The 23,391-nt window shown below is 38.0% G+C and carries 26 protein-coding genes; all 26 read right to left on the bottom strand.

Going from position 1 to position 23,391, the window contains the following annotated elements:
• Positions 1-19: 19 nt before the first annotated feature.
• Positions 20-469 (bottom strand): flagellar basal body rod protein FlgC, encoded by a 450-nt coding sequence (flgC, locus tag NYE61_RS00900; RefSeq protein WP_095308618.1) that lies wholly within the window; start codon positions 467-469, stop codon positions 20-22.
• Between the two features lie 3 nt (positions 470-472).
• A complete protein-coding gene (flgB, locus tag NYE61_RS00895; protein WP_118888934.1) occupies positions 473-868 on the bottom strand; it encodes a flagellar basal body rod protein FlgB in 396 nt (131 codons plus the stop codon).
• A gap of 456 nt (positions 869-1,324) precedes the next feature.
• Positions 1,325-2,104, bottom strand: coding sequence for a GTP-sensing pleiotropic transcriptional regulator CodY (gene codY, locus NYE61_RS00890; protein ID WP_095308614.1), 780 nt, complete (start codon positions 2,102-2,104; stop codon positions 1,325-1,327).
• A 27-nt stretch (positions 2,105-2,131) separates the two neighbouring features.
• The gene (hslU, locus tag NYE61_RS00885; protein ID WP_339316621.1) at positions 2,132-3,526 is read right to left on the bottom strand and encodes an HslU--HslV peptidase ATPase subunit; all 1,395 of its coding nucleotides are present in this window, start codon (positions 3,524-3,526) and stop codon (positions 2,132-2,134) included.
• A 274-nt stretch (positions 3,527-3,800) separates the two neighbouring features.
• Positions 3,801-4,346: an ATP-dependent protease subunit HslV gene (gene hslV, locus NYE61_RS00880; RefSeq protein WP_095308610.1), complete on the bottom strand. Its 546-nt coding sequence runs from the start codon at positions 4,344-4,346 to the stop codon at positions 3,801-3,803.
• A 10-nt stretch (positions 4,347-4,356) separates the two neighbouring features.
• Complete coding sequence (xerC, locus tag NYE61_RS00875) at positions 4,357-5,277, bottom strand: tyrosine recombinase XerC (protein WP_339316619.1); 921 nt, start codon at positions 5,275-5,277, stop codon at positions 4,357-4,359.
• Positions 5,278-5,583: 306 nt separating this feature from the next.
• Positions 5,584-5,901, bottom strand: coding sequence for a hypothetical protein (locus tag NYE61_RS00870; RefSeq protein ID WP_095308606.1), 318 nt, complete (start codon positions 5,899-5,901; stop codon positions 5,584-5,586).
• A gap of 158 nt (positions 5,902-6,059) precedes the next feature.
• Complete coding sequence (gene topA / locus NYE61_RS00865; protein ID WP_339316617.1) at positions 6,060-8,138, bottom strand: type I DNA topoisomerase; 2,079 nt, start codon at positions 8,136-8,138, stop codon at positions 6,060-6,062.
• Positions 8,139-8,251: 113 nt separating this feature from the next.
• The gene (gene dprA / locus NYE61_RS00860; protein ID WP_275669469.1) at positions 8,252-8,956 is read right to left on the bottom strand and encodes a DNA-processing protein DprA; all 705 of its coding nucleotides are present in this window, start codon (positions 8,954-8,956) and stop codon (positions 8,252-8,254) included.
• A 284-nt stretch (positions 8,957-9,240) separates the two neighbouring features.
• Entirely contained in the window at positions 9,241-10,143 is a 903-nt protein-coding gene (sucD, locus tag NYE61_RS00855; RefSeq protein ID WP_095308600.1) for a succinate--CoA ligase subunit alpha, read from the bottom strand.
• Positions 10,144-10,188: 45 nt separating this feature from the next.
• Positions 10,189-11,349, bottom strand: a complete 1,161-nt coding sequence (sucC, locus tag NYE61_RS00850; RefSeq protein WP_095308599.1) for an ADP-forming succinate--CoA ligase subunit beta — start codon at positions 11,347-11,349, stop codon at positions 10,189-10,191.
• A gap of 397 nt (positions 11,350-11,746) precedes the next feature.
• The gene (locus NYE61_RS00845; RefSeq protein ID WP_303448208.1) at positions 11,747-12,601 is read right to left on the bottom strand and encodes a peptidoglycan-binding protein; all 855 of its coding nucleotides are present in this window, start codon (positions 12,599-12,601) and stop codon (positions 11,747-11,749) included.
• Positions 12,602-12,826: 225 nt separating this feature from the next.
• The gene (locus NYE61_RS00840) at positions 12,827-13,093 is read right to left on the bottom strand and encodes an EscU/YscU/HrcU family type III secretion system export apparatus switch protein (protein WP_095308597.1); all 267 of its coding nucleotides are present in this window, start codon (positions 13,091-13,093) and stop codon (positions 12,827-12,829) included.
• On the bottom strand, positions 13,090-14,838 hold the full coding sequence (locus tag NYE61_RS00835) for a hypothetical protein (RefSeq protein ID WP_095308596.1): 1,749 nt from the start codon (positions 14,836-14,838) through the stop codon (positions 13,090-13,092). Before NYE61_RS00835 ends, NYE61_RS00840 begins: the two co-directional genes overlap by 4 nt.
• 23 nt (positions 14,839-14,861) lie before the next feature.
• On the bottom strand, positions 14,862-15,632 hold the full coding sequence (locus tag NYE61_RS00830) for a ribonuclease HII (RefSeq protein WP_303448209.1): 771 nt from the start codon (positions 15,630-15,632) through the stop codon (positions 14,862-14,864).
• 145 nt (positions 15,633-15,777) lie between these two features.
• A complete protein-coding gene (gene ylqF / locus NYE61_RS00825; protein ID WP_251658728.1) occupies positions 15,778-16,629 on the bottom strand; it encodes a ribosome biogenesis GTPase YlqF in 852 nt (283 codons plus the stop codon).
• A gap of 4 nt (positions 16,630-16,633) precedes the next feature.
• The gene (gene lepB, locus NYE61_RS00820) at positions 16,634-17,203 is read right to left on the bottom strand and encodes a signal peptidase I (RefSeq protein WP_095308592.1); all 570 of its coding nucleotides are present in this window, start codon (positions 17,201-17,203) and stop codon (positions 16,634-16,636) included.
• A 144-nt stretch (positions 17,204-17,347) separates the two neighbouring features.
• A complete protein-coding gene (rplS, locus tag NYE61_RS00815) occupies positions 17,348-17,692 on the bottom strand; it encodes a 50S ribosomal protein L19 (RefSeq protein WP_095308591.1) in 345 nt (114 codons plus the stop codon).
• Positions 17,693-17,854: 162 nt separating this feature from the next.
• Positions 17,855-18,595, bottom strand: coding sequence for a tRNA (guanosine(37)-N1)-methyltransferase TrmD (gene trmD, locus NYE61_RS00810; RefSeq protein WP_095308590.1), 741 nt, complete (start codon positions 18,593-18,595; stop codon positions 17,855-17,857).
• Positions 18,595-19,107, bottom strand: a complete 513-nt coding sequence (gene rimM / locus NYE61_RS00805; RefSeq protein ID WP_095308589.1) for a ribosome maturation factor RimM — start codon at positions 19,105-19,107, stop codon at positions 18,595-18,597. Before rimM ends, trmD begins: the two co-directional genes overlap by 1 nt.
• A gap of 19 nt (positions 19,108-19,126) precedes the next feature.
• On the bottom strand, positions 19,127-19,516 hold the full coding sequence (locus NYE61_RS00800; RefSeq protein ID WP_095308588.1) for a YlqD family protein: 390 nt from the start codon (positions 19,514-19,516) through the stop codon (positions 19,127-19,129).
• Positions 19,517-19,768: 252 nt separating this feature from the next.
• On the bottom strand, positions 19,769-19,996 hold the full coding sequence (locus NYE61_RS00795) for a KH domain-containing protein (RefSeq protein WP_095308587.1): 228 nt from the start codon (positions 19,994-19,996) through the stop codon (positions 19,769-19,771).
• Positions 19,997-20,005: 9 nt separating this feature from the next.
• A complete protein-coding gene (gene rpsP, locus NYE61_RS00790) occupies positions 20,006-20,284 on the bottom strand; it encodes a 30S ribosomal protein S16 (RefSeq protein WP_095308586.1) in 279 nt (92 codons plus the stop codon).
• A 338-nt stretch (positions 20,285-20,622) separates the two neighbouring features.
• Positions 20,623-21,966 carry a signal recognition particle protein gene (gene ffh / locus NYE61_RS00785; RefSeq protein WP_303448210.1) on the bottom strand — a complete coding sequence of 448 codons (1,344 nt, stop codon included), beginning with the start codon at positions 21,964-21,966 and terminating at the stop codon, positions 20,623-20,625.
• A 13-nt stretch (positions 21,967-21,979) separates the two neighbouring features.
• The gene (locus tag NYE61_RS00780; RefSeq protein WP_095308583.1) at positions 21,980-22,297 is read right to left on the bottom strand and encodes a putative DNA-binding protein; all 318 of its coding nucleotides are present in this window, start codon (positions 22,295-22,297) and stop codon (positions 21,980-21,982) included.
• 80 nt (positions 22,298-22,377) lie between these two features.
• A complete protein-coding gene (ftsY, locus tag NYE61_RS00775; protein WP_095308582.1) occupies positions 22,378-23,379 on the bottom strand; it encodes a signal recognition particle-docking protein FtsY in 1,002 nt (333 codons plus the stop codon).
• Between the last annotated feature and the right edge of the window lie 12 nt (positions 23,380-23,391).

Below are 23,391 nucleotides of genomic sequence, written 5' to 3'. Positions count from 1 at the left end.
TTTTTTAACTCCTTATCGTCTATTTACCAATTTCTAATGCTTTCATTAACATACCTTTACTTGCATTCAAAGCAGTAATGTTTGCTTCATAAGACCTCGTTGAACTCATTAAGTCAACCATTTCTTGCAAGGGGTCAACATTTGGCATCTCTACATAGCCAGCTTCATTTGCATCTGGATGAACAGGGTTATAGACAAGTTTAAACGGCTCCTCATCCTCAACGATGGCAGCAACTCGCACACCACTATGCTTTATATCACCAGATGCATTTGCAAGCATCGATTTAAAACGATTATCCTGTGTTTCTAAAACTGTCATTTTTCTCCGATACGGCTCAAACTCACCATTCTCATTTATGACTGCTCTTGTTGATTGTGCATTCGCAATATTAGAGGAAACGATGTCCATTCGAAGTCTTTGTGCAGTTAATGCACTAGCACTTGTATTAATAGAATTAAATATTGACATCGATTAGTTCCCCCCTCTTATAACCGTCTGCAAACTCCCAAACTTCCCGTTGATCCGATCAATCAAACCATTATAATAGATTTGATTCTTCGCAAGCTCTGTCATTTCTTTATCAATATCAACATTATTTCCATTATGGTTGTACATCGTATTGGATTGTGATACGACACGATAAGATGAATTTTGATTTGAATTAAAGGGGATATGCTTCTCAGTTGTACGCTTAGCTTGAATTGAGGAAGTAAGTGTATCATCTAAAATATTTTTAAATTGAACATCCTTCGCTTTATAACCAGGTGTATCTGCATTAGCAATATTATCTGAAATCGTATTATTCTTCATTGCAGCGTAGTTGAGAGAGTTTTCTAACTTACTAATTGTCCCTCCAAATAAATTCATTACAAGCACTCCTTATGTATGTTGTTAAAAGTCCAGTAAAAATGGCCTGTCGTGAACAGAAGATCTTGTTTCTATTTATCCTCTTATATGTACATTGTGCTTCCATTTCTATGAAAATTTTGATTGACAGTCATACTTACTTCATCTACTACGAATATTGTAAGTTATAAATTAGACAAAGTCTATTACTTTTCGACATTTTCTCCTAAAAGAAAATAAAACAGTAAAAAAAGACTAGGTATTTAGTAACATAAATGTACTGTTTTGTGGAATTTACAAGCAATTCAAAAACATTTACACAGCATTTACAATTGATTTTTAGCTGTTTCCCATGTTTCGATATTCCTCTACATACGAAAGTCCTATATTTAATTATAAGGATAATTAACTATAAAAAGACACAAAAAAAGCCAAATAATTTGGCTTTTTTGTGTCTTTTTATATTATTTTATAAACTTATCTTGAACGTAGCTTTTCTAGCTCCACAAGGAATTTGTCATTCAATACTTTAATGTACGTACCTTTCATACCTAGTGAACGGGACTCAATAACTCCTGCGCTCTCTAATTTTCTTAGCGCGTTTACAATTACAGATCTAGTGATCCCTACGCGGTCTGCAATTTTACTTGCTACTAATAGTCCTTCATGTCCGTTTAATTCTTCAAAGATATGATCAATTGCTTCCAATTCACTGTATGATAGTGAACTGATTGCCATTTGTACAACAGCTTTACTACGTGCTTCCATCTCAATTTCTTCTGTTTTTTCATGAAGTATTTCCATACCTACAACAGTTGCACCGTATTCAGCAAGTAAAAGGTCATCATCGTTAAAACTTTCATTTACTCTTCCAAGAACTAACGTACCAAGACGCTCTCCACCGCCGATAATCGGGATAATTGTAGTCAGACCGTCTTTAAATAAGTCTTTATTTTCCACTGGAAATACGGAATGCTGACTATTAATATCAAGGTTTGCTGTTGTCTCATAAATATTGTACAGCCCCTGTGTATACTCTTCCGGGAATTGTCTTTGCTCAAGCATTGATTTCATACGCTCGTTTTCAATTTCTTGATTTACTGCAAATCCAAGTAACTTCCCACGTCTGCTGACGATGTATACATTCCCTTTGATTACATCTCTTAATGATGCTGACATTTCATTAAAGTTTACTGATTTACCTGTTGCTTTCTGTAACATTGCGTTAATTTTTCTTGCTCGATTTAATAGATCCATGATGATCCTCCATTTCATTATTATGAATTATAGTATAAACTGACTTAAGTCTTTGTTTTGTACAATACTGTTGAGTTTTTGATCTACATAGGCAGGAGTAATTTCTATTTCCTCCAACGTAATTTCGGGCGCTTCAAACGACAAATCTTCAAGAAGTTTTTCTAGTATGGTGTGAAGCCTTCTCGCGCCAATATTGTCGGTATCCCGGTTTACTTGAAAGGCAATTTCTGCAAGTCTTTCTATAGCATCGTCTGTAAAAACAACATTTATACCTTCTGTTTTTAACATTAATTGATATTGCTTAATCAATGCATTAGATGGTTCGGTAAGTATTTGCTTGAAATCCCCTACAGATAATTTTTCTAATTCAACACGAATTGGAAATCTTCCTTGTAGTTCCGGGATAAGATCAGAGGGCTTTGCCATATGGAAAGCTCCAGCCGCGACAAAAAGCATGTGGTCTGTTTTCACTGGCCCGTGCTTCGTTACAACCGTTGATCCTTCAACAATCGGTAATATATCACGCTGAACACCTTCTCTGGAAACATCTGCAGTTGCTTCTTGCTTTCCAGCTACTTTATCAATTTCATCTATAAAAAGTATTCCCGTTTGTTCTGCACGCTTGACAGCTTCCCCAGCTACTTCATCCATATCTACCAACTTCTGAGCTTCTTGTTGTGTCAATACCTTTCTAGCTTCAGATACAGTTAGATTACGTTTTTTCTTTTTTGATGGCATGAATTGCCCGATTGCATCTTGCATATTCATTCCCATCTGTTCCATACCCGAACCTTGCAGCATATCAAACATGGAAGGAGGAATTTCCTCGATTTCGATGGTAACCATTCGGTCTTCCAGTTCACCTAAAGCTAACTGATGTTCAATTCGTTGCTGTTTGTTTTTAATTTCTTCATCTTTTTCAAAATCATTTTCAGCATTATCATTTACTGTTTGATTTTGGAAAAGCATTTCAAATGGATTTTTAACACCGGATTGCTTTTTGGCTGATGGAGCAAGCAATTTAACAAGTCGTTTATTTGCTTCAATTTCCGCTGTTGTCATTACGCCACTCATTTTTTCTTCCTTTACCATTCGTACAGCCATTTCTACAAGGTCACGTACCATTGATTCTACATCTCTACCGACATAACCGACCTCTGTAAACTTAGTTGCTTCGACTTTCACAAACGGGGCACCAACAAGTTTTGCCAGCCTTCTGGCAATCTCTGTTTTCCCCACTCCAGTCGGTCCAATCATTAAGATATTTTTTGGAACGATTTCTTCTTTCATTGAATCTTCAAGTTGCATTCGTCGATAACGATTCCTCAAAGCAACAGCTACAGATCGCTTTGCTTGTTGCTGACCAATAATATATTTATCTAGCTGACCAACAATTTGTTTTGGAGTGTAGTCAATTCCCATTCTTAGGAAAAACCTCCCTTATTTAGAGGATGTTCAAAAAATCCGGTGAAAATGACACATCGAATTTCTCCGTTGGCTTGCTTTTCCGTTCCTCACGTATTAATTGCATACGTTCCGGTACTCAAAGCTTCGCCGCCTCGAACTTCGACGCACAGGACGTGCTAGCGCCGGCGCCCGCAACAAAGGTTTTCTGCGGGGCGAGTAAACACAGCCCCAGGACGTTGCGACTGTAGCCGACCTCGGTCCTTTTCATCCTCCTTTTGAACACACACTATTAATCAAGTACTTGCAATGTAATATGATTATTTGTGTATACACAAATTTCACCTGCAACCTCCAAGGCTGTTTGAGCAATTTCCTTTGCAGTCAAGTTACCAGAATGCCTAACTAAAGCTCTTCCTGCACTTAATGCATAGTTACCTCCCGAACCAATGGCCAATATACCATCATCTGGTTCGATAACTTCGCCAGTACCAGAAACCAAGTACATATTTTCCTTATTCATGACAATCAGCATTGCTTCCAATTTACGGAGCACCTTATCTGAGCGCCAGTCCTTGGCTAACTCAACCGATGCTCGAGTTAGATTCCCATTATAGGCCTGAAGCTTGCTTTCAAATCTCTCAAAAAGTGTGAAAGCATCTGCAACGGATCCAGCAAAGCCCGCCAACACCTTCCCATTGTACAAGGTTCTTACTTTTTTGGCTTTATGCTTCATTACCACTGCATTTCCTAATGTTACTTGCCCATCTCCACTCATGGCGCACTGACCATTATGCTGAATTGCAAAAATTGTGGTTGCGTGCATTTCAGTAGCCATTCCTTTCACCTCACTCATTACGATATTGATCATTCGCTCTTGGGTGGCTTTTCATGTACACATCACGTAAATGATCTTTTGTCACATGGGTATAAATCTGGGTAGAGGATAGATTTTCATGACCAAGTAATTCCTGTACAGTACGCAGATCCGCACCTTCATTAAGCATGTGCGTTGCAAATGTGTGCCTCAGCTTATGTGGATGAATTTCCACAGTTAATGCAGCTCGTTCTACGCATTTTTTTAGAATCACTCGTATACCTCTTGTCGTGAGCGGATTACCTCGAGCATTTAAAAAGACAGCATCAGAGACTTGAGATTTTTCCATTAGTTTCATTCTGCCGTCATGAATGAATGTCTCTAATGCTATTTCTGCAAACCTGCCAAATGGGACATACCGCTCTTTTCGACCTTTCCCTTTAACCAAAATGGTTCCGATCGAAAAATCAATATCCGAAAGCTTTAGACCTTGACATTCACTCACTCGTATACCCGTTCCATATAACACTTCTAGTATAGCCTGATCACGTTGGCCAGTTGGACTATTCAAATCATTTACTTCAAATAACTTTTCCAATTCTTCCATGTAGAAAAAGCCTGGTATTGGTTTAGCAGTCCTTGGTAAATGAATATGAACAAACGGATTTGCCAACACCCATTCCTCTCGCTCTATAAACTTGTAAAAGCTACGCAACGATGAAAGCTTCCTTGAAACTGACCTTCTGTTTAATTTCTGCTCATATAATCTTGTTAGAAAAAGCCTTACTTCTCGTTGTGAAACAACATCTAGATCGTCAATCCCCTCTTGACGAAGAAAATCAAAAAATACTTCCAGATCATTCTGATAATACTTTACCGTATAAGGTGAAGCATTTTTCTCAATCTGCAAATATTCGATGAACGCTTCACTGTACGCTACGAATGTATTCAATTCTTCACCCCATCAAACAGCGGATAAATCATAGCATACTTCGAATAATTATGCAATAAACTTAACTAAATTGCAACAAAATTCAGAATCGAAACCACACTTATTATATCACAATAATTTGATTTGTCATGCTATTTCGTTAAATTTAATATAAATTAATATTGTCTGTAAAGTAAATTGCCTTTCCAATGCGTAATTATATCTATTTAGAATAGTATAGTCAACAAACAAATATTATTTTTTTTGCAAAAATGTAATACAGTGAAAGTTTTGTGAACAATGGGTATTACCTTTATAACCAAATTGCTACTTAATTATTCCTGTTTCTCGAATTTTTGCTTTTGTTCCATTTGTTCCAAGTTCATATATTTTTCGATATACTTTTTGAAGATTCCTTTCGTATGCCTCTCTCTCTCTATCTGCCCTGCGATCATCAAATGGATCTTTAATGATGAAACTTGTTGCAGTATTAGCATGGTCTTTCATGTTTAAAAATAATTCACGCATTGCACTTAATTCACTGTCATCTGCGATAATTTCGAATTCCTCTTCATTATCATCCACTGGGATCTCTCTAATTTCTCTTTCCTTTACAACAACAAAGTAATGATTTTTTTCTGTCATGATTATAGCCTCCTTGTTAGATGGCATTCCCTTTTGACAGACAAGTAAAACTCTTGTACTGATGCATTCCACCAAACTTAAAATCCAAAAAAAATCGAAATGCTAAGAAGAAGATTTTTTAATGCACAAAAAAGTATTAGCTGTCCAGTAATGAACAGCTAACTTTGCGCTACTTCTTTATATTCACAATTCGTACATTGAACCTGCGTCTCTTTTTTAGCCTTCTTTTCTACTAACAAAGATTCACATTTTGGACAAGGTCTTGAGATTGGTTTATCCCATGAGACAAAATCACAGTCAGGGAACCTGTCACAGCCGAAAAATACTCTTCGCTTCTTGGATTTTCTTTCAACGACATTGCCCTCTTTACACTTCGGACACTTCACACCAATTTCCTTTAAAATCGGTTTTGTGTTACGACAATCCGGGAAGTTGGAACAGGCTAAGAATTTACCATATCGACCCATTTTATATACCATTTCATGTCCGCATTCTTCACAATCAATACCTGCTGGTTCATCTCTAATTTCGATTTTTTCCATTTCTTCTTCCGCAACTTCAAGCCGTTTGCTAAATCCGCTATAGAATTCATCAATAATCTTTATCCATTCGATCTTTCCATCTTCAATTGAATCGAGATCGTTTTCCATTTTAGCAGTAAAATCAGCATCAATAATTTCTGGGAAGAACTCCTCTACTAAGTCCGATACGATTGTGCCCAGCTCTGTTGGGACAAAGCGTTTGTTATCCATTGTAACATAGCCTCTGCGCTGAATCGTATCTAGAGTCGGCGCATAGGTCGAAGGTCTGCCGATACCAAGTTCTTCCATTACTCGTACAAGCCTTGCATCTGTGTACCTTGGTGGCGGCTGCGTAAAATGCTGATTCGGTGTAATTTCTTTCGACTCTACGACCATCCCTTCAGCTAAATCAGGCAATAACTTATCTTCCACTTTTTTATTGTCATCTGTTCCTTCAATATAAACTCTCATAAATCCTTTAAATTTCACCTTTGAACCTGTTGCACGAAACTCTACATCATTATTTAGTAAATGTACTGTCATTGTATCCATTACAGCTGGTGACATCTGACTAGCTACAAAACGTTCCCAAACCAGTTTGTATAATCGGAGTTGGTCTCGTGATAATACATCCTTTAGTGATTTTGGATCTCTTAATGTTGAGGTTGGTCGGATTGCTTCATGGGCATCCTGTGCACCTTCTTTATTTTTTGCAGCTCTTACATTTCCAAGATATTCTTTACCAAAGTTTTCTTCAATATATCCTTTTGCTTCTTGCTTTGCTGTTTCAGAAATACGAGTTGAATCTGTACGCATGTAGGTGATTAGCCCGGTAATCCCGCCTGCTTTTTTACCTAAATCAATTCCTTCATACAGCTGTTGAGCAATCATCATTGTTTTCTTCGCACGGAAATTCAGCTTTCGAGCAGCCTCTTGCTGTAAAGAGGAAGTGATAAAAGGCTGTGCCGGGTTTTTCTTTCGTTCACGTTTGTTAACTTTAGTAATGTCAAACGAATTCCCTTTCATTTTTGCTTTCACTTCTTTTACATCGTCTTCCGATTTTAACTCTGTCTTTTTACCATTAATTCCATAAAAAGAACCTTCAAATACTTCTTTATCCTTTTGAAAAGCTGCATCAATGGACCAATATTCCTCTGGAACAAAATTCTCAATTTCCTTCTCACGATCAAGAATCATCTTTAAAGCAACTGACTGTACACGACCAGCACTAAGCCCTTTTTTCACTTTTTTCCATAAAAGCGGACTAATATTATAACCTACGAGCCTATCAAGAATTCTTCTAGCTTGTTGTGCATCAACTAAATCTAAATCGATTGCACGCGGATGTTTAAACGATTCTTTTATTGCATCTTTTGTAATTTCATTAAAAACAACACGGCATTTGGAATTTTCATCAACACTCAAAATATGTGCCAAATGCCAAGCAATTGCTTCCCCTTCTCTATCGGGGTCGGCTGCGAGATATATTTTTTTTGCCTTTTTTGCTGACTTTCTTAGCTCTTTCAATACATCGCCTTTACCGCGAATCGTAATATATTTTGGTTTATAATTTTCATCGACGTCAACACCCATTTGACTCTTCGGTAAATCTCTTATGTGTCCCATCGATGCTTTTACTGTATACTTTTTTCCTAAATAACGTTCAATCGTTTTCGCCTTTGCAGGCGATTCAACGATTACCAAATAATCTGACATGATCCGTGCCTCCTAGAATGAGGTTGACAATTTACACTTGAAATCTTTACTAATACTAAATTTATCCTATGAATTTGTCAAACATACTTTATTTTATACTTTATTATTAAAATCTATTTGGTCATTAAATTATGAATAGCCATCCAATCTTCGTATATATCTTGTGCGTTATGAACAAGTTTCGCCCCGTCCTGAATCATTTGATGACAACCTTTTGTTTGTGAAAGTAAAGGTGATCCAGGAACTGCATATACCTCTCTTCCTTGATCAAGGGCTTGGTCAACTGTTATTAGTGTGCCACTTCTTTCAGTTGCCTCAATCACTAATGTTCCAAATCCAAGGCCGCTAATAATGCGATTTCTTTCTGGGAAATGGTATTTTACTGGCCGAACATCTGGGGCATATTCGGTTAAAACGAGACCATGTTTCACAATTTGGTGGAACAGGCTCATATTCTGCTTAGGGTAAACATGCATGAAACCGCCTCCTAAAACAGCTATCGTTTTCTGTTTATAGGTTAAGGCGATTTTATGTGCTAAACTATCAATCCCTTTAGCCATACCGCTTACAATTAACCATTCATTTTTTACAAGCGGCTTTACTACATGATCTATCTTTTGAGCGGCCTCACTTGATGGATTTCTCGTTCCAATTACACTGATTGCCGGACTATATGCTAATAACGAGATATCGCCAAGCGCATACAGTACAAGTGGAGCATCTTTAATTGTATTTAACATAGGAGGATAACTTTCGTCAACTATTGTGATGATTTTATACTTATTTATATCGTGTACTATTTGCTGCCTTATAGCCAAATTATGAAGATCAGAATAAAATAATGCGGCATTTTTATTTGGGAGGGTAAATCGATTTGTAATCTCTGCAGAAGAAAAATGATAGATCTGTTCAAGCGAGGGATCGTATTGAAGAAGTTTACGGATAAACCTTCTCGTAATTCCACGACAGCGGTGCAAATGTATTAACCTTAAGCGAAGTGTATCCAAGCATACACCAATCCTTTCTCCAGTTAAAATTGTAGGAGAGCCTGAAGAAACTATCTCTTCCGGCTCACCTCTAGGGTCACCTAAAAGCTTTGTTCTTAATGTGTTTTACACTTTTCTTCAAGTCCATTTTCTTTTAGAACCTTAATCATTGTCTCGCCCATTACGGCAGGCGTTTCAGCAACTGTAATGCCACACGCCTCCATGATACGAGTCTTTTCCTCGGCAGTACCTTTACCACCAGAAATAATTGCACCAGCATGTCCCATCCGTTTTCCTGGAGGTGCAGTCGCACCGCCGATAAAGCCTACAACAGGTTTTTTCATGTTAGCTTTAACCCATTCCGCAGCTTCTTCCTCAGCTGTACCGCCAATTTCACCAATCATAATAACTGCCTCTGTTTCTGGATCCTCATTGAATTCTTTTAGAACATCGATAAAGTTTGTCCCATTGACAGGATCTCCACCAATACCGACTGCTGTTGTTTGACCGTATCCAGCTTGAGTTAATTGATGAACTGCTTCATATGTTAACGTTCCAGAACGAGAGACAACCCCGATATGTCCTTTTTTATGAATATAACCCGGCATAATTCCAATTTTCGATTCGTCTGCAGTTATAACACCCGGACAGTTCGGGCCAATTAGACGTGTTTTCTTTCCTTCCATGTAACGCTTTACTTTTACCATGTCTAAGACTGGAATATGTTCTGTAATACAGATAACTAAATCTAACTCTGCATCTGTTGCCTCTATAATCGCATCCGCAGCAAATGGAGCAGGTACATAAATTACCGATGCCGTTGCACCAGTTGCATCTACTGCATCCTTTACTGTATTAAAAACAGGTACACCTTCAACCTCTGTACCAGCTTTCTTTGGTGTCACTCCCCCAACGATTTTCGTGCCGTACTCAAGCATTTGCTTCGTATGGAATGTAGCTGTTGCACCAGTGATTCCTTGGACAATTACTTTCGTATCTTTATTTATATAAACACTCATTTTCGTCCGTCCTCCCAAAATTAAAAGTTTAATATAGCCTCTCGATTAGTTCACCATTGATACAATTTTTTCTGCACCATCAGCCATTGAACTCGCTGATGTAATATTTAAACCTGATTCTTCAAGAATTTTCTTCCCTTTTTCCACGTTTGTACCTTCTAGGCGAACGACTAATGGAATTTCAAGACCTACTTGTTTTGTTGCCTCTACAACACCCTCGGCAATAACATCACATTTCATAATACCACCAAAGATATTGACGAAAATTCCCTTTACATTCGAGTCGGATAGAATGATTTTAAATGCTTCTGTTACTTTTTCAGCAGTTGCGCCGCCCCCAACATCAAGGAAGTTAGCCGGATCCCCGCCATAGTGCTTAATAATGTCCATTGTTGACATCGCTAGCCCCGCACCATTTACCATACAGCCAATATTTCCATCCAAGGAAATGTAGCTTAGGTCATATTTAGATGCTTCAATTTCTTTTTCATCTTCTTCTTCTAAATCTCGTAATTCAACGATATCTTTTTGACGGTATAACGCATTATCATCAAAGTTTAACTTTGCATCTAATGCTAAAACCTCACCATCTCCAGTCGTGACAAGTGGATTGATCTCAGCAATAGAACAATCTTTTTCTACAAAAGCTTGATAAAGTGCTGTCATAAACTGAACTGCTTTTCCAATTAATTCATTTGGTATATTTATGTTAAATGCTAGTCTTCTAGCTTGGAAAGGTGTCAAACCAACAACTGGGTCAATAACTTCCTTAAAGATTTTTTCAGGCGTTGCTTCTGCTACTTCTTCAATCTCTGTACCGCCTTCTTCAGATGCCATGAAAACGACACGTGAAGTTGCACGGTCCAAAACAACCCCCACATAATATTCGTTCTTAATGTCGCAGCCCTCTTCAATAAGTAAACGTTTAACTTCTTTTCCTTCTGGTCCCGTTTGATGGGTTACCAATGTTTTCCCAAGAATTTCATCCGCATATGTACGAACTTCTTCCAAACTTTTTGCTACTTTAACTCCTCCGGCCTTACCTCTTCCACCGGCATGAATCTGCGCCTTGACAACGGTTACAGATGTGCCCAATTTTTCCGCTGCTTCTACCGCTTCATCCACTGTATACGCTACATAGCCTGTTGGAACTTTCACACCAAAATTGCGTAAGACTTCTTTCCCCTGATACTCGTGAATGTTCATCTTCCATCCTCCTATTCAATTTGAATGCATCTCCATTGTATTAAAAAAAAACAAATTTCACAAGAATTAGTGAAAATTGTTTAAATCGTGTTACGAATTGCTAAACCTTAATGCTTCATTTTTGTTCATTAACAAAAACGATTTAGGGAACAAATAATTCGAGTCTGCTTTAGCTTTCATAGATAGATTGGTCCATGATGAAAAGGTGTGAATGACTAAATTATAGAAAGTATTGATAATTACGTGAAGGACGTTTTTAGGACGGCTTTCTTACTACACTAGAATATTATAATATATAAATACCACTGCTAAAGACACATCCAGTTCTAGCGCCTGGTTAGCGACTAGCGAGACTTTCCTCACCTTTGCATGTCGCTAACTGAGCACTTTTTATCTTTTATCCAAACATTTTAGCGAAGGTATTTTTACCTGATTCTCCGTCGACTTTTATTTTCCTATCACGCTGAAAGTCTCGCACTGCTTTTTCTGTACCTGGCCCAAACAACCCATCAAGTCCATTCGGGTTATATCCTAGTGCATACAGAGTTGCCTGTAATATCCATGTTATATTTCCTTTGGCATTTCTTCTGATGGTAACCGTAGCCGCTTCCGTTCTTGGACCCCATATGCCATCAACGGGTAATCCTGCATTATATTGCTCATTTAACTCGGTTTGATAGCCTTTTACCAACGCTCTTTTAGTCTGTGGTCCATACACACCATCTACCTTTAAAGCCGTATTATATCTTCTATTTAAAGTAGACTGGATTGTTCGAATTCGACTAGAACTATTTTTAATATCGGATGCACCAAACGATTTTAGATAAGTGGCAGGATTTAAACTGTCGTTTGCCCTATCTGCTGTATAGCCATATGGTGGTGTACTTGGTGCCGTTTTTCTTACTTCATAGTGCAAGTGTGAACCTGTAGAATTCCCAGTATTACCTTGTCTGCCGAGAATGTGACCTTTATTGATGCGTTGCCCTCTTCTGACATTTACACTATCCAGGTGGGCGTATAACTGCCCTCTTCCATTTTTATCTTGAATAAACACTACATTTCCATATCCGCCAAAGCCTGACCCAGCTTTCCCCATTCCGGCAAATATAACGATGCCTGCAGTAAAAGCATTAATTGGTGCTCTGTGGTATTTAACAAGATCAATCCCTGCATGAAAGGTACCTCTTACCCCCGTGATAGGATGTGTTCGATATCCGTATGGTGAAGTTTCTCGATATCCTTTAAATGGCATAAAAACAACCCTCCTTCTTATTTTATGCAAAATAAAAAACACCCTCTTGGATGTTTGTAGGTAATTATTTTTATTTTCTGCTAAAGGTGACTTCTACCTCGCCAAAATAAATACAGGCAAGATAGAAGTTTTCTAACCCTTCAAGCTTCTCGTATTTGTTGATTTCAACGTTTCATACAAGTGCAATTAATCGAAGTTCTCCAGTTGAAGATTCTTTGGATCTTCCTATTTCAATTGCTTATCGGCACGATAAACAAATGCAAATACTTCAGCAACCGCCTGAAATAATTCCTCTGGTATTGTTTCATTAATATTTAGCTCTGCCAATAATTCAACGAGTGAAGAATCCTCTAATATCGGTACATTATTTTCTTTTGCTTTTTTTAAAATTTCTTCCGCAACTAGTCCTTTCCCAGTTGCAGTAACTTTAGGAGCAAAATCTTTTCCTTGATCATACCGGAGCGCTGCGGCCTTCTTTCGTCCCTCTGTCATATTCGATAATCAACTCCTTGATAGGATGAATATACTTTTTCTGTTGTCTCCTTAGCAGGACTTTTTAATTCTTGCAGCGCTTTAAAGTCCACGGATGTCAGCTTATAATCTAAAGCCTCCAATCCCTGTCTTAGTACAGGTATTAATTTCACTGTCTGACGCTTTAATTCTTGTATATCATTATAAATCGTAACAGTAACGGAGCGTTTCTGGATATGCATATCAATAATCGTCTGCTTTAATCCATGTAAGTCCAAATAAAATAGAATACGACAGTAATCTGGGTTAACCTTCCCGTCTTCTGTTTTCCTACTCTCAAATTCAAGCTCTAAGTCATTGACTAGTCCAAGCTTCTCAGCTGGAATTTGCAGGGATGCTTGAATCACACTATCCGATTCGTTTATGGAATTAAGTTGCATGCCGTTAATAAAATGCAGCAACTGTCCGGCCTTTTCGTGCGCAGTACCGTCACTTTGCTGTACATACTGAAGCAACAGTGATTTTAAACTTTGTTGCTCAAGATTTTTTTGTGCAAGCTGATGTTCATAATTAAGTCCTGTATATGTGAGCACTTGCTGTAATTGCAGCATAAATTGCTCGTTCGGACCCTTTGACAGGAAGAGTTTATCAAACTGAGCGGTTTTCAGCAGCGTATCTATCTCTTTATAGGTAATAGGACTACCCAGCGACACTATTAAATTCATCATACTATTTAATTGAACTGGATTGTTTGACAGTTCTCGTATAAATTTCGTTTGTTCAATCGGAAGAAGCGGAAGAATGTTTTGATTCAGTTGTTCTTTTAACTGAATGAATTCACGCTGTGCTAATACAGGTTGATTCAACGCATTTTTCCACGCTTGTAAGAATTGTTGTGAGTGATTCAATAATCCAGATTGGTTGGAATGTAGCTGTTCAAAAACTTCCACAATATCATTGGAGTGAAGAGAAAATGGCAGTCTTATATTATGTTGGTTCTCTTTTAATACTTGTCCAACTTGTTGCCACTCCGAGACCCATCCCTTGAAATCAACATCTTGATTCAGCATCCCTAGTCCTTTTACAACGTGAAATATTTGCTGCTTATTTTGTTCATTTAGTAGATTAAACTGTTTCGTTAAAGAAGCAGTTTCACTAATAGGCCTTGATATCAGTTGTTCCAGCTTTGTCCAAAGTTCTGTTTTATTGTTTGTTGACTTCATTTCTTCTAATAGCTCATTCATTTGACTCGAGAATTGACTTGAATTTTTTATCGATAATGCCTGAAAAACATCCCAGGTAATTGGAAACCTTCTTCCAATCATTTCTAACAAGATTTGCTTAGCCGCTGACCTATCCTTCGATTGTTCGAAGATATGCAACGCTTCTTTTAATTGCGATTGATCAAATGGTATATTTCCATGAATTAGAGCTTGTATAAAAGAACTGTTAGCCTTATTTGGTTTCACGTTTAGCTGATTCATTAATGGTGCTAAACTAGTTTTTGTTTGTTTTTTTATGTATTCACTAAGCACTTTCAAATAAATCATTTCATCTGAGGTTTGCACTTGAAAATGATATGTATTACCAATTGAAAGAGCCGCCTCTAGCTTGGCAATCATGTTTTGTCCACCAAGCTGTATTTGCGCTTTATTTTCTGGAAATATTTTCAAAATTTTCCCTTGAACAATTTGTCCGGGTCTCAATCGCTGTTCAGTCTGTGTAACCTTAGCTAATTTTTCTCCAGTAAGCTTATAAATACTCATTGGTGAACATCCCTTCCAACTCTTTAACTAATGCTATTTCTGACGGGTGCATAAGATCTACGATGATATGGTGAAGCACCAATCTCACGAAGTTTTTCTAGATGATGCTTTGTGCCGTAACCCATATTAGACATAAAATTATAATCAGGGTATTCTTCGTGCATTTCTCTCATTAAATTATCTCGAGTTACTTTGGCAAGTATGCTCGCAGCTGCTATTGAAATGCTTTTGGCATCTCCTTTTATGAGCGACTCTGTAGAATAAGGTAAGTCCCTTAGCTCAACAGCATCTATCAGGACATGATCTGGACTCGGTTTCAACTGATTTATCGCCTGGCGCATCGCTAGCTTTGTCGCTTCAAAAATATTCATTTCATCAATTGTTCGATTATCAATGATTGCAACTCCGTAACTGACAGCTTGTTCTCTAATCTTTGTAAAAAAATAATCTCTTGTCGCTTGATTTAACTGTTTTGAATCATTTAGGCCGTATAATGTAAAATCCACTGGTAATATGACTGCTGCTGCAACAACTGGTCCTGCTAAAGGTCCGCGCCCTGCCTCATCAACCCCAGCAATGTATTGACACCCCTTTGAATAAGCAACTTGCTCATAATGGGACATCTCGACAAACTGATCTGCTAACTGTTTCTCTTTCGCTTTTTGCTTTTCATAGCTTTTCAGTAATTGCTGAACGCCCTTTCGTTCGTCTGCCTTCAATTCCTGAATCATTTCGTCTGTTACTTCGTTATTTTTAATTTGTTGTCTTATAACAGTAATCGATTGCTTTTTCACCTTATCACCATACTCTCTTTTATATCGGCTTATCTTCTTATTTGATTTAGGGTTAGTACCTTACATTTACCTATTATTTCGGCTAAATGCATTTGCTCACGCTTTTGTACAAAAAATAGGACACACATCTCCTGAGATGTATGCCTTATGCTTCTTGCGGTGCTTCTAATGTGATATTCCCTAATCTCCCTGTACGAAGATCCCGTAACACAATTTCAGCAACTTTATCAAAGTTGATATCTCCACCACTTAGCAGTGCTCCGCGTTGCTTTCCGATTGCATTAAATATCTCTAACATATCATTCATATTTCTGTCAATTTCATACCTATCTTCAAGCTGAACTGGGTAATGTACTTGCATATAGTTAATAACAAATGCAGTAATATCTTGTAACGAAAGCAACTGATCTTTAATTGTTCCAATTGCAGCTAATCGGTAGCCAACTGCTTCTTCCTCGAATTTGGGCCAAAGGATACCAGGTGTATCAAGTAATTCAAAGTCCTTTTTTACTTTAATCCATAACTGTTGCTTTGTAATTCCTGGCCGATCTCCAGTTTTAGCAATCTTTTTATTCGCTAGCCGATTAATAAGTGTTGATTTACCAACATTTGGTATTCCAACAATCATCGCTCTTGCAGCTCTTGGTTTAATTCCCTTTTTCAAAAGCTTATCCATTTTTGCTTGGCCAAGTTCTTTCGCCATCTGAATAACATTTTTAATATCTGCCTTATTATTTACATCAACCGCGATTGCAGGAATTTTCTTTTCTCTCAAGTGTGCTATCCACTTTTCCGTTTGTCTGGCGTCAGCTAAATCCTTCTTCATCAAAACAACCATTTTTGATTTTTGTTGTAACACTTGCTGGAGCATTGGATTCTGTGAGGAAAGCGGGGCCCTCGCATCAACTAATTCCATTACGAAGTCTACAAGTTTCAGCTTTTCTTCTACTTCTCTTCTCGCTTTTGCCATATGCCCTGGAAACCATTGTATGGTCATAATTTTATTCCTCCTTTCCAATTAATTGCATTCGATCGAATGGCCAATAAATTAAACTGGTCTTCCCAATAATTTCATCCATCGGTATGACACCCAGCATTCTGCTATCTGTTGAATTACCTCGATTGTCACCTAAAACAAATACATGTCCATCTGGAACTACCTCAAATCCTCCAGGAAGCTCTTCTAATGTAAAATCGTTTGTCAGCATTTGATAAGGCTTCATTTGATCCTTTTGTTCATCTAGAAAAGGCTCTTCTACTGGCTCTCCATCGATATAGAGCACATTATCCTCTACCGCCACATGTTCACCTGGCAGGCCAATTATTCGTTTAATAAAATCCTTTTGAGCTGAAGCGTGAAAAACAACAATATCAAATCGTTCTGGGTCTTGGATTAGGTAAGAAAATTTATTAACGATCATTTGATCTCGGTCATGCAGTGTCGGCAGCATGGAAGGTCCGTCAACTACAATCGGAGCAAATAGAAAGGCGCGGACGATAAACGCCAAACCAAACGCTAGTAATAGCGCTTTTATCCAATCTAACCATTCGTTTTTCTTTTTTTTCGCCATATATTCCCCTCCGACCGATTCTATATGTATTTACTCTATTTTAAGCTAGCATGACGTATTCATACAAGCTAAATAGCAAAAAGGAGCTTGCGCACATTTGCCAAGCTCCTTTCCAATAACGTTTTTCGGGACAGCTCATGTCGATTAGCGACGTTCTTTAATACGAGCTGCTTTTCCACGTAGATTACGAAGATAGTATAGTTTCGCACGACGTACAATACCGCGACGAGTAACTTCGATCTTATCAACTCTAGGTGAATGTAATGGGAAAGTACGTTCAACACCTACACCATAAGAAATTTTTCTTACTGTAAATGATTCACTAATTCCACCATTTTGACGTTTGATTACAACACCTTCGAACACCTGAATACGTTCGCGAGTCCCCTCAACTACTTTTGCGTGAACTTTTACCGTATCACCAGGACGAAAATCAGGATGATCCGTACGAAGTTGATCTTTTGTGATATCTGCAATAAGTTGTTGCATTATCCTTCACTCCTTCCAAACCAATGCTCATTATTCATTTTGTAATAAGCGGAACATCGTTTATATGTACCTAAGCGCACTTAAGCACAATAATAAATATACCATATTGAAAATGATAGTTCAACACCCTTTTTAGACAATTGCAAGGTTTTTTAGCAATGCTTATTTCTCTTCGTTTGCTCTAAGCTTATCTATTACCTTCTGCTCCGTCTCATTTAAAACATAATGCTCAAGTAAATCACGACGGCGCTTATAGGTTCGTTTTAATGCTTCTTCTTTTCGCCAGTCTCTTATTCTCCCGTGGTCTCCTGATAGCAATACGTCTGGAACTTTCATACCACGGAAATCAGCTGGCCTCGTGAAGTGAGGATGCTCCAATAACCCCGTAGAAAAAGAATCCTCTGGAGCTGATTCTTGATTCCCAAGTACATCAGGCAGTAAACGAACGACACTATCTACAACGACCATTGATCCAAGCTCTCCACCAGTAAGGACATAATCACCAATTGAGATTTCATCGGTAACAAGATTTTCTCGAATTCGCTCATCGTATCCTTCATAATGACCACAAATAAAAATAAGATGTTCCTCTTCAGCCAGCTCTTCTGCTTTTCTTTGCGTGAACGATTCACCCTGCGGGCACATGAGAATCACACGAGGTTTTGTCTGCCTCTCTTTTTTCACAGCGGCTACGGCATCGAATACAGGCTGCGGGGTTAATACCATTCCTGCTCCACCGCCATACGGATAGTCATCTACCTTTAAATGCTTATTCACGGTATAATCTCGGAAATTAACAAGGTTATAGCTAAACTTTTCTTTTTCAGCGGCTTTCTTTAATATTGATGATTGAAAAACGCCGGTAAACATTTCTGGAAAAAGGGTCAAAATATCGATATGCATTAGTCAAGCAGTCCTTCCATTAGTTCAACCACAATTTTCTTATTTGCTACATCTACTTCTGTTACAACGTCATCAATATATGGGATGAGAATATCCTTACCAGCTTGCTGCTTTACCACCCATACATCATTTGCACCAGGAGATAATATCTCTTTAATTTTTCCTATATTTTCTCCAGCAGTAGTAAAAACCTCACAACCAATGATTTCGTGATAATAATACTCATCTTGCTGTAGTTCGGTTAATTGCGCTTCACTAATTTTTAATTTACAGCCTTTGAATGTTTCCACATCATTAATATTCGTGTAGCCTTCGAATTGCAAAAGATCAAAACCCTTATGCATCCGATGGGCAGTAATTTCAAGTTCGATGGACTGCTCGTCCTTTACAACAAAAAGCTTTTCACCCGGAGCAAAGCGTTCTTCAAAATCACTAATACGCAATACTTTTACTTCACCTCGGATACCATGAGTATTGACTATTTTTCCTACATTAAACATACGTTCGTTCATCTTCTCACCTACTCATTATTCATTCATTAATTCGGACAACAATATCATCTTTAATGACGATTATTTGTTCTTCCATAATTTCGTTCCAGTTAGAACCAACATTTACTTCAACAAGAGCTTCAACTTCTTTTTCAATAATCTCACTTCCAAGCTCCAGCGTTTCCAATTGACTTATTTTAAAATCGAGCAGTTTAATCTTTTCTTTACGATTATTTATTTCTTGCTGGAAACGTTGTTCAATTTCTTGCTTTGCACTACCAGCTTTATTCTGCAATTTTCTTTTTTCAAAAAGGAGCTGTTGACACTCTTGTTCAAGCCGCAATTTATGATCATGGAAATTGCGATAAATCTTTTCTTTACTTTTCTCTGTGACAACTTGCTTAATCACTACTTTTTTAATGATATTCACTGGATTTCCTCGCTCCCGTTATAAAAATGAAACTTCGATCAGTTTTGTGCCCCTCCCACAACTTTACATTTTATTTTTCTCATGCTTAAAGGTGGTGGGGATTACTGCCGTTAATGGGGGTGAAAAGTTAGTATTCACCGAGTCTTTAACAGATTCATTAGTTGCATTTATAGAGTCAAGAACTATCTGCCAAACAATCATTTCAAGATGTGTAAAAGGGAAAGAAGAACCCTTTGGAGGTCCGCTTTCCCTTTACATAATGTCCAAATAAATACGTTTATTACCATCCGTTTTTGCTGCATAGACAACTGTACGAATTGCCTTTGCAATACGTCCATTTTTTCCAATTACCTTTCCGACATCTTCCTGATGAACAGTAAGATGATATACAATTTTTGTATCTTCTTCTGTCTCCTTAACAACGATATCTTCCGGGTGATCAACCAATGGGGTAACAATCGATTCTATTAGGGCCTTCATGATATCACACTACTTCTCTACTTGATTTTTTTGGTCGTGGAATTTTTTCATGATGCCTTCTTTTGAGAAAAGATTACGAACTGTATCACTTGGTTTTGCACCTTTTGTCATCCAATCAAGTGCTTTTGCTTCATCAATCTTAACTTCAACCGGGTTGACTACCGGATTATATGTTCCGATTTGTTCGATTTGACGTCCGTCACGAGGAGAACGTGAATCAGCTACAACGATACGATAAAATGGGTTTCTTTTTGATCCCATACGCTTTAAACGAATTTTAACAGCCATTATTTGCACCTCCAATAAAATGTTATTCACAATTTAAGATTCTAACAGAAAAAAATGGGTCTGTAAAGTGTTTTTACATTACAACGTTAAAAAGTATTTTTTTATTACTTCCAGCTCCGATTCCCAGAGGCCAGGCTTCCTTCATCTCATGATAATCTGTAGAAGATTTGCCGACTACCAAGACATGTAGCTTAGTCGTATTTATACCCTCGCGGTGAAATCGGGCATCGACTTCAAGTAAAAGGATGGCTGACTAAAATCAGCTACGCCTAACGTCGGAATCCCCCTAAAGTGCGAGGCGCAGTCTATACGCCTCTCAGGCACTCCTGCTTCCGAATTTACATGAAAGGAAATTTCATGCCTTTTCCTTTTTTTCCTTTTTGCATGTTTGTCATTTGCTTCATCATCTTTTTCATTTCACTGAATTGTTTTATCAAGCGGTTCACTTGGGATACGGATGTTCCAGAGCCTTTGGCAATCCGCTTTCTGCGACTCCCATTAATAATGCTTGGGTCTACTCTTTCTTTTTTTGTCATCGACTGAATGATTGCCTCTACTTGCGTTAGCTGCTTTTCATCCAGCTGTGCGTTTTTAAGACCCTTCATTTTACTTGCGCCAGGAATCATGGACATCAAATCATCTAGCGGTCCCATTTTCTTTACCTGTCCCATCTGTTCAAGAAAATCGTCAAATGTAAAGGACATCGTACGCATTTTTTCTTCCAGTTCTTTCGCTTGCTTTTCATCAACGTTTGTTTGTGCTTTTTCAATTAACGAAAGCACATCACCCATGCCTAGGATACGAGAGGCCATTCGATCGGGATGGAATGCCTCTAACTGGTCTAGTTTTTCACCCATCCCAGCAAACTTAATAGGCTTGTCCGTAACGGCTTTAATAGATAATGCAGCACCGCCACGGGTATCCCCATCCAATTTTGTTAGCACAACTCCTGTAATATCAAGCTGTTCATTAAAGCTTTCTGCAACGTTCACCGCATCTTGACCTGTCATGGAATCAACAACTAAAAATATTTCATCTGGGGTGACAGCTGATTTAATTTGTTGTAATTCATCCATCAAATCTGTGTCTACATGCAAGCGCCCAGCTGTATCGATAATAACATAATCCCGGTGCTCTTCCTTCGCTCTTTCAATCGCTCCTGTTGCAATATCTACTGGATTTGCTTCTGTCCCCATTGAGAACACAGGCATATCAAGTTGTGTACCAAGTGTTTCTAATTGCTTAATTGCCGCAGGACGATACACATCACACGCGACTAATAGTGGCGATCGATTATGTTTCTTGCGTAATAAATTAGCTAGTTTACCGGTTGTTGTTGTTTTACCAGCACCTTGTAAACCTACCATCATAATGACGGTTGGCGGGCGGTCAGCCACAGCAATTTTACTTTGCTCACCACCCATTAATGTTGTTAGTTCCTCTTTTACTACTTTAATAACCTGTTGACCAGGTGTTAAACTCTCCATTACCTCCTGGCCAATTGCACGCTCCTTAATACGGGCGATCAAATCTTTGACCACTTTAAAGTTTACATCCGCTTCCAGTAATGCAAGGCGGACTTCACGTGTCATTTCTTTTACGTCTTGCTCAGAAACCTTCCCCTTACCAGTTATCTTCTTGATTGTACTTTGCAGGCGGTCGGCTAATCCTTCAAATGCCATAGAAGGTGTCCTCCTAATCTAATTCTTTTAGTTGATGAAGCATTTTCAAAACAGACTGATCTGCAACTGATTGCTCCAATTTTTCAATAAGTGCTGCTCGCTGTTCAAATTTCTCATATAAATGCAATTTTTTTTCATATGATTCAAGCATAGCCTCTGTACGTTTGATATTATCATATACTGCTTGGCGGGACACATGAAACAATTCGGAGATTTCTCCGAGAGAATAATCCTCTAAGTAATACATTTCCATGTAATTACGTTGCTTCGGTGTCAAAAGCGCTTGGTAAAAATCGAATAAATAATTAATGCGGGTTGTTTTTTCAATCATAATTCACACCCCTTGTTAAGTGAAATTCCTTTACATTATCATAGCGAATGCTTTTGTTTATTGTCAAGGAATTTCAAATTCTACTCTGCATTTGCTTCGGTTCCAAGATCTGCGAATAAACCATATACAAATGCATTGGCATCAAATTGCTGCAAGTCTCCCACTTGTTCCCCTAGCCCAACAAACTTCACAGGGATATGAAGTTCATTTCGTATCGCAAGTACGATCCCACCTTTTGCTGTGCCATCAAGCTTCGTTAATACGATACCAGATACATTTGTTACCTCTGAAAATGTTTTGGCTTGGCTTAGGGCATTTTGACCAGTTGTCGCATCTAACACGAGGAGAACTTCATGCGGTGCATTTGGTATTTCTCTTTCGATGACACGTTTCACCTTCGAAAGCTCATTCATTAAATTCACTTTATTTTGAAGTCTGCCTGCAGTATCACAAATTAACACGTCTGCCTGGCGTGATTTCGCTGCTTTAATTGCATCAAAAATTACTGCTGCTGGGTCACTGCCTGCATTATGTTTAATAACATCAACTTCAGCTCTTTCCCCCCATACTTCCAGCTGTTCAATCGCGCCTGCGCGAAATGTATCCCCTGCTGCCAAGATTACCTGTTTTCCTTCTTGCTTTAGCTGGTGTGCTAGTTTTCCGATTGACGTCGTCTTTCCAACACCGTTAACGCCAACCACAAGGATAACAGAAAGACCTTGTTCCTGGATGTTCAATTTTTCGATTTCTGCTTGATCTTCACCATAATAAATCTCCACAAGTTTTTCAGATATAATATCTTTTATCCCGTTTGTATCTTTAATGTTCTGGCGTTTCACTTCCATCTTCAGCTCTTCAACGAGATCCATTACAGTTGTAACACCAACATCTGCAGTTATAAGAACTTCTTCTAGCTCTTCAAAAAAATCTTCATCGACTTTACGATATCGAGCAATTAAATCATTAATTTTTGATGAGAAAGAATTACGTGTCTTTGTCATACCTTCTTGGTATTTTTTAGAAACCTCTTCCTCTTTTTCATTCTGTTTAAATTTATTCTTTAACTTATTGATAAAGCTCATATTTGTTTCCCT

This window comes from Oceanobacillus sp. FSL W7-1304, assembly GCF_037969805.1.
Classification (GTDB): Bacteria; Bacillota; Bacilli; order Bacillales; family Amphibacillaceae; genus Oceanobacillus; species Oceanobacillus profundus.
Note: the sequence above shows the minus strand (reverse complement) of the source record. Positions and strands in the feature narration are given on the sequence as shown.